Genomic DNA, 10,220 nt, shown 5'->3' with positions numbered 1-10,220 from the left:
CGAGCTGTGCGCGGCGCAGCACCTGGAGATGCTGGGAGGCATTGGCGATGGGAATGCAAATCGCGCTTGCCACGGCCTCGACAGGCTTCTCCTCTTGAGAGAGCAGCTCTAGGATTTCGAGTCGCTGGGGCGCGGCGAGTGCTTTGCCGATGCGGGCGAACTGCTCGAAGAGTTCACTCTTGAATTGCCTTTTTGTCTCTTGATTCATATTCAATTATTCAATTAAATCATTGAATAACGGAAGCCGCAAAGAATCCTCGCTAACTAGCTCCGTGAGCCGATCACGAAAACGACCATTTTTCGCGGTGGCCTCCGGTTCATGGCAGTTGTCCGATCCCCAAGTAGTTGCCGAAAAGGAATGTATCCGTGAACATTTCTATCCCCTTCACGAAGGGGATAGAAATGTAGAAACTTCCGAAAATCTCGTTGAAAGGTGGGGATTGACAGGTACTGGTGAAATCGCCTTCCAAATCTTCAACTGCTTAGAGGTGGTGCGGAAGCCGTTCGCGGCGATGATTATCCGCCGCTCGTCTCTGCCGCCGCTTCTGACTCTCGTAGCTCCCATTACCTTACACTCTACGCCGGTTTGAAAAGCACTCTCAGACCGAAGTAGAGATATAATGTAGCGCGAAGTATAAGGATTTCTATGTCAGACGAGATAACGTTTTGGGGCAATTTGGTCAGTCGTTTGCAGGGAGAGATTCCCGCACAAACACTAGAGGCGTACCAGCGAGCAAGCCTTGGGGTCTACGAGATGCTGGATCATACTGAGCAGAAACGCTTGGATATTAAACTGGAAGGCCATCATCCTTGGGAGGTTCCCTCCGCCACGCAATCTGAGGTGCTCTGTTTCTGGAATGCCTACGCCCTCCAGCTCTTGGGTGATAAGTTCATCGAAGCTGACTACATGGTCAGTCCCGCGACACGGGGCTATCTCCCTCCGGTTACTGCCAATCAGGTTCTGAGCTTCTATCAGCAGGTCGAGGGCTGGATGAGCAGAGCGCGGCAAGCACACAGCAATCCCAACTACCGCCTAGATGTTGAGGTGCCTGCGGAGCTTCCCCCCTGGAGGGAGGTGGAGCCCTGTCCCAATGCGTACCTCCATGGAATGCTGGAGGCGATGCGCAGCCTGCGAGATCATGCGGGTGTCGCGATGGCTTTCTTTGAGGAGGCCAAATCCCCCGAAGACAAGCAGGAATCCGTGGGCTTTGCTCGCCAGCTTTGGGCTGCGGCGAAATCCAAGGCGGAATACGCTGACAACCTCTGGGGTGGAAATCCTTCGCAGAACCTGCATGAGCACATCGAGGAGCATGCGAAGGAAGCCATCGAGCAGTTCTATCGTCTGGGCCAACTCCTAGCGATGCCCGCGCTTTTAGATAAAGAGAGTGAGCTCAAAGAGAAAGCCCCGCCGCCCCCTACGGGCGTCGCGCCACAAGCACAAGCGATTCCCGGGCCGGGTGAAGTTGGGTTTGACCCGTGGTGCCTCACCGATAGCTCCGGCCTCATACGGCTTAAGACAGACCCCGAGGCACGTAAAGCCATTGCGCGTTTGTGGAAGCTCGATCCCGATCCCAAAAGGACACTTGCCATCCTGAACGAGGTGCGTGAGGCATTCAAGCGGGGAGACATCGGCGACGCCAAGAAGAAAGACTCAGATGACTTCGTTGGATACCTCTTCTGTTGCCCTTGGGCGTCTATTTATGTGGTTCTGCGCCCGTTAACGCTGGATGGTATTTCGCTACAAACGGGGCAGCAGTTTTTTTACGACGTGAGCTGTGCGGGGATGAACATTGGGCGTCCCTTTGTACGCCGTATCCACGTGGCCAACTTTTCCGATATCGATACGACGGGATATGGCGATCCGGACGAGGCTCCCGAGCTCTAAACCAAGTATCCGAGTACTGTACTATCCCCATAAAAGTGTGTTGTGACTTAAGCAACAACTTCTCTATTGAGGTCACATTCGGCAGTCTGAAAAACCAACGGTTTCTTGGCACCTCGGATCCGGAGCCTGTTGCTTAACTTACCAACCACTTTTCTGTGGATATTCCAAGGGTACCTTGCTGGGAAGCTGTTGCTTAACTTACCGCACACTTTTTTTGGGGACAGTCCATGTTCGGGGTATGCGAAAATATCCCCTACACGCCCACGAGGCATAAGCGCGTCCTAGAAAAGTCGAAGGGCTGGAGATCATCCCCCAGCCCTCTCAAAGCCACTTCACGCTCTACGTGGCGATTGCTCCCTACTTCCTACGGCGCTTGAGGATCACCAGCGTACCGCCCAGGGCGAGGAGCGCCAGGGTTCCGGGTTCGGGGGCGGCGCTGGCAGAGCCGATGGGCGCGGCGAGGCCGGTCACAAATTGCAGGCCGCTGAACGTGCCGACCTGCGTGGTGGTCGCGTCGGTGTTGATGTCGTTGAAGCGGTAGAAGGCATTGAGGCCACCAAAATTGCTACCCGCGAAGTAGCCAAAGTCTGTGATGCCCGAAACGTCCGCATCGCCGAACAGCGAGAAACCCGTGCTACTCGATTGAGCAACCAATGTTCCCGCGTTGGGGGGCGTCTGCTCAAACAGCGTGGAGCCGTTGGACTGCGTATCAAACAGGCGAGTGCTAGTCGCACCGGCGACGTTGTTGGTGTAGGCAATACCCCGGATGTTGTTCTGCGATAGGGCCGTATCAGTAAAGGTCGTGCCCGACCCGTTGCCCAGGTTAGTGGACGAGATGCGGTAGTTGGCCCCGGCGGCGTTGACAATCCGCAGGGCGTCGGCTTGTGGGTTGAAATCGATGGTGTAAGCGGAATCAGCAAACGGGGTAGCGGACGGGTTCGCGCCACCTGTCGACGCGACGAGTTGGGACACAAGCGAGGCCGCGCCGGTGGTGGTGTCTATAGTGTACAGGCGCAGGGTGCCGGATGCGTTGGTCAACCCGTACAGTAGGCCGTTGGACGGGCGGAAATCAATACTTTCGAGATTGCCGGTCATGTTGGTAATGGTAGTGGTCAGTCCCGCGCCCCCGGCAAGGTTAGTGAAAGGAATGCTTGCGTTTGACGGGCCAGCGGTGGTGGATGCGGAGAAGCGGAACAGTTGGTTGCCGTTGCTTTGGCCGTTGAGGTTGATGCCGATGAAGGACTCAGTGACTTGGGCGTGTGCGGCGGGTGCGAGGGCGAGGAGACCCAGCGTCAGAAGCGAGAGTGGCAAAGTGTGATGCAGGCGCATGCGGCGTAGTCCTTTGTGGAGAAATTAGTCTCCGGGTAGTGCTAGGGGGCAGCCCCTGTAATGTGGGGAAGCGGTCAGGCAGTGAAATAGCCCCGGTGAACAGGATAACATAAGGGTTGTGATACATTTGGGGTGTTGCATGAAATCTGCCGGTTTGACTACTGCTCACCGCCTTGTCTGGGCGCTCTGACGCCGGATAGAATAAATTGGTCTGGCGAGGTATCCCCTGGCGCTGCTCCACGGACAACGACAGTTAAGGACAGGCTCTTTGAATCGTGATTTTACCGAGTTCTTGCGTGCCACACGCCGCCAGCGCAGGCTCTCACAGGTCGAACTGGCGCGACGTGCCCATATCTCCGAACGTGCCCTTCGCTACTGGGAGACGGGCGTATCCTCTCCCGGCCTATGGGAGCTGGACAGCATACTCACGGCCCTGGAACTGACGCCGCAGGAGCGCGTCCACGCGCTGGCGCTGCTGCCGACCCGGCGGGGCATGGCCCTTTCGCGTCAGGAGTCCCATGCTTCTCCCGCGCTAGCTGAAGAATACGGGCCTCTACCGGGTCTGGGTGATCTGTTGCAGGCGATGCGCCTGCGGGGAGGGCTGACGCGGGGGCAGGTAGCGGCGGAAATGAAGATTGCGCGCTCCACCATTCTACGCTGGGAGACGACCCAATCGCTGCCTTCCGAGGAAAACCTGGAGCGGCTGTGTGCGCTTCTGGGGGCGTACCCGGAGGAGCGGGCGGCGCTGTCGGGTCGTCGAATGCAGATAGAGGAGGGGAAGCCACACCTTTCGCTAGAAGAGGCTGCGGAAGGTGTGGCTGCGCTTGATAGAGATACCGGAAATATGCACCTTCCTCTCGTTGACCTGCGGGCGCTGGCGCTCAAGCGGCAACTGTGGCTGCTGGCAGGCAAGTCCGACGAGGCATTGCTTCTGCTGGCACGGGTGCAGATCATTCATGCCAACTATCTGGTGGTGCATGACCGAAAGAGGGAAGCGGAGGTTTATGTGCAGCGCAGTCTTAACACCCTGTCTGGTCGCCGTGCCCCGGAACCGTTCTGGCAGGCGGTAGTGAACCTCGCCGCTCAACTTGCTAGCGAAGGAGCCAGCGGTAATGCAGCGGGTATGCATGTGCTAAACCGATGGCTGCCCGCTTTTCCAAGGGAGATGCAGACGACGTTGTGGTGCGACCTTGCGCTCTATGCGGGGCGCTCGCGGCAGCACGAAGCGGCTGCCGCTTACCTTGCGAAGGCACAGGAGGTACTGCCCTACAGCTCGAACGCTTCAGGGATGGCCGATCTCTATTATCCGCTGACCCGCGCCCGCATCTTTTTGAGCGAGGGACGCCCGGTGGAGGCGCTGGATTGGCTTCCTTCCATCCCCGACGTGACGGAGGCGGCATCTGTAAAAGCCTCTTATCAACTCCTGTGGGCGGAGGCGCTTCTGGAGGCCGGGGAAGGGGACGCGGCGCAGCGGCACATGGATCAACTGAACACGCTGCTTGCGCAATATCCGCAGCCGAGTCGTCAGCGCAAACTTCACCAACTCGCCGACCGTCTCTGAGAGGCTATGGTGGTCCTGTTTGTCAGGCTCTGTTTGCCGCGCCCAGCGTCATCCAGCGCCCCGGAGCCCGGCACTCTCGCCCTCCTCGCGCTCGGTATGGTTGGCGGCATCGTAGCGCGTCGTAGAAAGTAGAGAGCTGCTCTGTAGTGTGTTCGCGAGGGTCGGGGAGTAATCCCTGGCCCTCTTTTCTTTCTCGTGCTCCTCGCCCGGTAAGTTTCCTTTCGAGACACATTGATGCGATTAGGAAGGAATAGGGAAACACCCAATGATACCTTGGTAGGGGAATGTGCAAAAATAGCCAAAGTGTTTCTCGACCTCCAATCATTATGAATTTTTCCACGGAACTAGACTTGCTCCAGAACTCGTCTATACAGACACGTTACGCGAAAAAACTAAGAAAGAGGAAAAAACAATGAGAACATACAGAACAAAACCTATCGCCACACTTGTCGCAGGTATGGCAAGTGTTATCGTCTTCGCACAGACTTCTTTTGCACATCAAGAGAATCTACAGACAGAGCAGCGCATTAGTATTGGTGGAGAAACACTCTTTGTCTTGAAATCTACCGTTGACTTGAGCAAAGATACCAAAACTAGGGCGGACGACTCCTATGACCGACTTCGATTTATCCTCAACAACCCAAAACTAAAAGGGAGAGATATTCAAGTCAAGAATCTGGGAGACTATGGCGTCAAAATTGTCGCCAATGGTCAGCTTATTATCCCCATTGGGGCTGCCGAAGCCGAGGCACACCACACAACCCCGCTTGTGCTCGCCAAGAGCTGGGCAACCCATCTACGACAAGTCCTTCCCAATCTTACCGCCCGCCCCGATCTTTTTGCCAAGAGCTACGCTCTCACGTCACGAAAGACTAACAAACGCCGTTAGTTTTTAGTAAGGAGCCAACACTATGAACCTAATGAACTATGCAAATCGTCTCTACCGCACCGCGAACCTTCTGGGGCTCAGCCTGCTCGCCCTAGTACCCGCCACGCAAAGCCATGCCCAATCCGCGCGTCAGAACGACAAGAACCTCATGCGCAACCTCGGGATTGGCCTAGGAGCTGTGGCGGTTCATAAGGCCACAACCGGCAAGCCAAAAGAGGCACTGGTCTATGGCGCGGCAGCGGCCTACGCGGGCAAGAAGTACGAAGACCGCCGCAAGGAGCAGCGCACTTGGCGCAGCTACCGCACCCAAAAGGGCAAGCGTGTCGGCTACTGGCTGATGCGCGGCAAGCAGCGCGTCCGCTATGTTGCTATGCGCTAAGCAAAGGAGCTTCTTATGTCTCGACAGTCCCGCAATCTGGACCGTCCTCTTGTCCTCTCGGCACGGTTCTACCAGCCGCGTCAGAAAACCCACTTTCAGCTCTATCGGATCAACCCCGACGGCTCGGGGATGACCACACTCACCCGAGCCGATGCCGAGAGCTACACGCCGCGCTGGTCGCCCGATGGCATGAGCATCCTGTTTGTGCGCTCGTTTGAGAAGCTCAACCCGGTTCGTCTGGAGCTGCATCAGATCGCACTCGATGGCTCCCAGGACAAAAAGCTCTGGGAGACCACGTCGGAGTACAAGCCCTCGTTTTATTTTCAGGGCGACGATGTCATCCTGACTCTGGGAAGAAAGCGCTATGTCCTCCAGACGAGTACCGGGCGGCAGATCGCGCTGGCGGAGCGCCCCGAGGGCATGCTCTCCCCGCAGGGGAAGCGCCGCGTGGTGGGCAACCAGATTCTTCAGGAGGGCGGCACAGTGACGCTTCCCCCAGAACTAGAGGCGATGGGCTGGTTGGAGGAGACAACTCTGCTCTGTGCCACCCGTGAGCGCCCGGAGAACCGCCACCAGCGCGCGCCCATGCTCCATCTCGTCCAGGCAAATGGTCGTGTCCAGCGCTCGTTCCGGGTGATCTACGAGCAGGGTGCCGAGGCGCTGGTTCGGCGTGAGGGGCCGGGTCGGTGGCGCAACGCCCTGCCCGTTCCCTGGAGCCGTGAGCAGGCCCTGCTCGGCTGCGAGCGCGGCGACAGCATCGCGGGAATGTGGCAGTCCTCCCTCCTGTTGGATCTTACGTCGGGCAAGGCAGCGCCTTTTGTGGAGCACGGCAGGCTCGCTCTGGCTCCCAATGGCTTTGAGTACGTCACCACCTACCAGCGCAAAAAACGGGTCTTTGAGGGAAGAGAGATCACCTTGCAGGCCCTTTATGCCGGAGACCGCCGCCGACCCACGCTCCAGAAAAAACTACTGGGCGACTTGGTGGAGATCAATAGCGCCGACTGGTACGGCGGCACCGAGCTCCGGCTCCCTGCCTAAGGCTACTTGGGGTGACTTTATTTTTTCGGGAAAAGGGGGAAGTCCCGCAATTTAGGTGAAAACGGGTTTTGAACCACCACCCCTAGACTTCAAATGCTGAAGTGAATCAACCAGTGGTAGGCTTTCACCTAAATTGCGGGACTTCCCGATATTCTCCGTTTCGTGAGCGGGGGCGAATTTATGCGCCAGCGCATAATCACCAAAACAAAAGCCCCCTGGTGAAGCGATCACCAGGGGGCTTATGCATTTGCATGGCTTGTTCGCCTTCGGCATGGCTTGTTCAAAGACCGTCTTTTTTATGTGTCGAAGGCGAATCTACCAAGCATCGCGTTTCGCTTCCCAACGGTGATCTCGCGGCTACCCGTAGCTCACGTAGCGGACGCGCTTGTTGCCGCGCATCTGGTAGTAGCCGATCTTCTTGCCCTTGCTGTTGTACCGATACTTGCGCCAGTTCTTCTGTGCCTTGCGCTGGTCTTCGTATTTTTTTGCGGCATAGGCAGCTCCCGCTCCCAGTGCAAGGCCGGTTTTCGTATCGCCTTTGAGTGTTTTGTGGACAGCAAGCGCCCCTAGGCCAATTCCGAGGTTCCGCATGTCGTTCTTGTCTTTTTGCTGCTTCGTCTGCGCGAAAGCGCCTCCGATCGAGACAAGCATCAGCCCAGCGAGGGCGAGGGCGGTAAGTGCGTTCTTGTTCATTTCCGTAACTCCTATCAAATCCGCAGGTGAGTTCACAGCTGGGTCGCCTGGCGACCCAGCCTTTTTTGAATTCCTGCTGTGTCTTAGTCAAGTTGCCTCTCGTAAGATCACTCCAATCCGAGTGGTTGCTTCAAACTACTCCGCCTCAAAGGGGGTCTGCGGTTCAGGGTCCTTCTCCCACGATTCTAGCTTTTGCATGACTCAGTATACCGTGTGGCTTTTTTATGTGTCGAAGTTTCGACAGTGCGCCCCGTGTTGCGAGTGGCCAGGAGCAAGCCCCGAAGGTTGGTACCTTCGGCCCGAGACCGCAGAGTAGCGGAGCCGAAGGGCTAGGGACTGCACGAGCAGGAGCGCGGCCCCTGGTGAACCGATCACAGAGAAGCGTAGACGATCACAGGGGAGCGAGCTGGAGGGCCTCCCTGCGAGCCTGAGCCCGCCGCCGGTTGCTTTCTCGTATCGCCTCAGTCTTTGGCCCCGTGCTCTTGCCTCCGTGTAGCTTGCACCGATCCTGCCCCGGCTCTGGCTTGCATTGGCACGGTGAACCCTTGCGCGTCTTGGCCCCACAGCGTCGGCAGCGATCTAGGCGAGTGGCTAGGCCCTCAGCCTTCTCCACCTTCTCATAGGGGCCGAACAAACATAGCCGTAAAAAGGGACACCTACATAACGCAGGGCAAAATGGGCCAATTCTAGGCTCAGTTGTCTAAGTGGCGGCTTTTTACAGCTATGCATGTTCGGCCCCATTTAGCGAGGAGCTGATCATGCGAGGGACACTGGAGCGGCTTGCGCTTCTACTGATGACTGCCTTGGCCGCCGCGCTGGGCTTATTGTCCCTTGCGCTCTCGGTCGGTCAGCCAGGCAAAGAGCTGCTCCAGCGGATTGCGGTGGAGATCCTTGTAGGACTACTCTCCTCGACCTTCCTCGATCAGCTCGTCACCCCCGCGCTCTATTTCCGCATTGGAGACGAATCCCGAAAAAAAGACTCTAGTGGGGAGCCTGAGACTGAGGAGGAGGAAACTCGGTGACGAATCGCCCTTCGTGGCCTTCCTTGGTGCACGAAGGGCGACGTGGCTCACTCGCGAGCCAGTGAGCCACTCAAACGATGTTCAACAAGTTGCCGTGCATTCAGGAGAAGCTGGTCGGGCTTCTGACCTGGAGCAACCAAGTGTTCGGAGACATCTTCTTCGTTGATATGCACCTGGTAGCTCCACTGACGAACTGGGCTACGGCCCATCAAGACGACGTGGGGCTTCTCCCCAACCCTGATCCGATGGCCCTGATGATTTTCTTCAAGAATGACTTTCATACACGGTGTTCCTTAGGACTTAGTACATCCTGTGAAGGGCTATCGTTTCCACGACGCGACAGAAACACCAAATTCGTAGACAGACAGTCCTTGCACTCATTTGTTCAGCCGAGTGTCCCCTCATGCTTCAGGTACACTGTAGGAGCAGTCGGGGAGCCAGTCACCTACACGTTTTCGGAATCAGACGCTTCTCCCGGCTCAAGGAAACACAACTAACAGAATGGAAAGCCACAGTATCTGGCAGCTTGCGCTGCTTTTTGGTTTGATTCTTCTTAACGGCGTCTTCTCGATGAGTGAGACAGCCATTATCTGAGTGAGACAGCCATTATCTCCGCGAGGCGTGCGCGCCTCCAGCAACGGTCAGAAGCGGGTGACGAGCGGGCCAAGGTCGCCCTTGAGCTGATTGCTCAGCCTGACCGATTCCTCTCCACTGTTCAGATTGGTATCACCCTAATTGGAGTTCTCTCTGGTGCGATTGGTGAAGAAGGCCTCGGCAAACCACTGGCCGGGGCTTTTGAGCGCCTGGGGCTTGCAAAATCCACTGATGAGACGGTCGGTTTTACTTTCGGGATTATCCTCATCACCTACTTCTCCCTCGTATTGGGCGAGCTGGTTCCCAAGACCCTGGCGCTTGCCAATGCTGAGAACCTCTCGACTCGTGTCGCCGGGCCGATGAAGCTGCTCTCGAAAGTCGCCACGCCACTGGTCTGGCTGCTCTCTATTTCCACAAACGGCCTGCTGCGCCTGATGGGGATTAAGCCCTCCACAGAGTCGCCCGTAACGCAGGATGAGATAAAGATCCTGATCGACCAGGGCACTAAGGCGGGTGTCTTCGATGAAGGCGAGCAAGAGATCGTAGAGCGGCTGTTTCGCGCTGCGGACCGGCGCGTCACCAGTGTCATGACCCCACGCCGTGAGATTTCCTACCTGGACATTGAGGACACTTGGGAGATTAACGCCCAGAAGATCGCCTCGACACCGCACACGGCGTTTCCTGTCTGCGTGGGTGGTCTGGATGATCTGGTCGGAATCGTGCCGCTCAAAGCGCTTTGGTTGGCGGCGGAGCAGCGGCAGGAGAGTATCGATTTGCGCCAACTCGTCCAAGAGCCGCTCTACCTAATGGAGCACCGACTTGCCTTGGAG

13 protein-coding genes are annotated in these 10,220 nt (G+C 57.1%); 8 read left to right on the top strand and 5 right to left on the bottom strand.

The genetic code is table 11. From position 1 onward, the window contains the following. A partial coding sequence (locus RMO15_RS27715) for a helix-turn-helix domain-containing protein (RefSeq protein WP_309720565.1) occupies window positions 1-208 on the bottom strand: 208 nt, incomplete at its 3' end. Between the two features lie 438 nt (window positions 209-646). On the opposite strand from RMO15_RS27715, the gene RMO15_RS27710 reads away from it, so the two are divergent. Then, entirely contained in the window at window positions 647-1,885 is a 1,239-nt protein-coding gene (locus RMO15_RS27710; protein ID WP_309720562.1) for a hypothetical protein, read from the top strand. A gap of 357 nt (window positions 1,886-2,242) precedes the next feature. Here the strand turns inward: RMO15_RS27710 and RMO15_RS27705 are convergent, their stop codons facing one another. Next, on the bottom strand, window positions 2,243-3,214 hold the full coding sequence (locus RMO15_RS27705; RefSeq protein ID WP_309720560.1) for a DUF4394 domain-containing protein: 972 nt from the start codon (window positions 3,212-3,214) through the stop codon (window positions 2,243-2,245). Window positions 3,215-3,482: 268 nt separating this feature from the next. On the opposite strand from RMO15_RS27705, the gene RMO15_RS27700 reads away from it, so the two are divergent. The 5 genes from RMO15_RS27700 to RMO15_RS27685 all read left to right on the top strand — a co-directional run bounded on the left by RMO15_RS27700 (window position 3,483) and on the right by RMO15_RS27685 (window position 7,081). Continuing rightward, complete coding sequence (locus RMO15_RS27700) at window positions 3,483-4,775, top strand: helix-turn-helix transcriptional regulator (RefSeq protein WP_309720558.1); 1,293 nt, start codon at window positions 3,483-3,485, stop codon at window positions 4,773-4,775. A 6-nt stretch (window positions 4,776-4,781) separates the two neighbouring features. Next, window positions 4,782-4,907: a PEP-CTERM sorting domain-containing protein gene (locus RMO15_RS33485; protein WP_369016171.1), complete on the top strand. Its 126-nt coding sequence runs from the start codon at window positions 4,782-4,784 to the stop codon at window positions 4,905-4,907. Window positions 4,908-5,187: 280 nt separating this feature from the next. After that, on the top strand, window positions 5,188-5,664 hold the full coding sequence (locus RMO15_RS27695) for a hypothetical protein (protein ID WP_309720555.1): 477 nt from the start codon (window positions 5,188-5,190) through the stop codon (window positions 5,662-5,664). Between the two features lie 22 nt (window positions 5,665-5,686). Beyond that, window positions 5,687-6,043, top strand: a complete 357-nt coding sequence (locus tag RMO15_RS27690; protein ID WP_309720552.1) for a hypothetical protein — start codon at window positions 5,687-5,689, stop codon at window positions 6,041-6,043. Between the two features lie 15 nt (window positions 6,044-6,058). Then, window positions 6,059-7,081, top strand: a complete 1,023-nt coding sequence (locus tag RMO15_RS27685; RefSeq protein ID WP_309720549.1) for a hypothetical protein — start codon at window positions 6,059-6,061, stop codon at window positions 7,079-7,081. Between the two features lie 357 nt (window positions 7,082-7,438). On the opposite strand, the gene RMO15_RS27680 is transcribed toward RMO15_RS27685, so the two are convergent. Continuing rightward, window positions 7,439-7,774 carry a hypothetical protein gene (locus tag RMO15_RS27680; RefSeq protein WP_309720545.1) on the bottom strand — a complete coding sequence of 112 codons (336 nt, stop codon included), beginning with the start codon at window positions 7,772-7,774 and terminating at the stop codon, window positions 7,439-7,441. Between the two features lie 391 nt (window positions 7,775-8,165). Next, on the bottom strand, window positions 8,166-8,387 hold the full coding sequence (locus tag RMO15_RS33480) for an HGGxSTG domain-containing protein (RefSeq protein ID WP_369016170.1): 222 nt from the start codon (window positions 8,385-8,387) through the stop codon (window positions 8,166-8,168). A gap of 145 nt (window positions 8,388-8,532) precedes the next feature. On the opposite strand from RMO15_RS33480, the gene RMO15_RS27675 reads away from it, so the two are divergent. Then, window positions 8,533-8,796, top strand: coding sequence for an efflux RND transporter permease subunit (locus RMO15_RS27675; protein WP_309720543.1), 264 nt, complete (start codon window positions 8,533-8,535; stop codon window positions 8,794-8,796). 47 nt (window positions 8,797-8,843) lie between these two features. Here the strand turns inward: RMO15_RS27675 and RMO15_RS27670 are convergent, their stop codons facing one another. Beyond that, on the bottom strand, window positions 8,844-9,077 hold the full coding sequence (locus RMO15_RS27670) for a hypothetical protein (RefSeq protein ID WP_309720540.1): 234 nt from the start codon (window positions 9,075-9,077) through the stop codon (window positions 8,844-8,846). A 309-nt stretch (window positions 9,078-9,386) separates the two neighbouring features. On the opposite strand from RMO15_RS27670, the gene RMO15_RS27665 reads away from it, so the two are divergent. Then, on the top strand, window positions 9,387-10,220 hold an 834-nt coding region (locus RMO15_RS27665), incomplete at its 3' end, for a hemolysin family protein (protein ID WP_309720567.1).

It is taken from the genome of Armatimonas sp. (assembly GCF_031410135.1).
GTDB lineage: Bacteria > Armatimonadota > Armatimonadia > Armatimonadales > Armatimonadaceae > Armatimonas.
Note: the sequence above shows the minus strand (reverse complement) of the source record. Positions and strands in the feature narration are given on the sequence as shown.

What these genes read in the sequence shown, in the direction of transcription:
- RMO15_RS27710 (WP_309720562.1), top strand. Translation starts at nt 647, where the DNA reads ATGTCAGACGAGATAACGTTTTGGGGCAATTTGGTCAGTCGTTTGCAG.
- RMO15_RS27705 (WP_309720560.1), bottom strand. Translation starts at nt 3,214, where the DNA reads ATGCGCCTGCATCACACTTTGCCACTCTCGCTTCTGACGCTGGGTCTC.
- RMO15_RS33485 (WP_369016171.1), top strand. Translation starts at nt 4,782, where the DNA reads ATGGTGGTCCTGTTTGTCAGGCTCTGTTTGCCGCGCCCAGCGTCATCC.
- RMO15_RS27695 (WP_309720555.1), top strand. Translation starts at nt 5,188, where the DNA reads ATGAGAACATACAGAACAAAACCTATCGCCACACTTGTCGCAGGTATG.
- RMO15_RS27690 (WP_309720552.1), top strand. Translation starts at nt 5,687, where the DNA reads ATGAACCTAATGAACTATGCAAATCGTCTCTACCGCACCGCGAACCTT.
- RMO15_RS27685 (WP_309720549.1), top strand. Translation starts at nt 6,059, where the DNA reads ATGTCTCGACAGTCCCGCAATCTGGACCGTCCTCTTGTCCTCTCGGCA.
- RMO15_RS27680 (WP_309720545.1), bottom strand. Translation starts at nt 7,774, where the DNA reads ATGAACAAGAACGCACTTACCGCCCTCGCCCTCGCTGGGCTGATGCTT.
- RMO15_RS27675 (WP_309720543.1), top strand. Translation starts at nt 8,533, where the DNA reads ATGCGAGGGACACTGGAGCGGCTTGCGCTTCTACTGATGACTGCCTTG.
- RMO15_RS27670 (WP_309720540.1), bottom strand. Translation starts at nt 9,077, where the DNA reads ATGAAAGTCATTCTTGAAGAAAATCATCAGGGCCATCGGATCAGGGTT.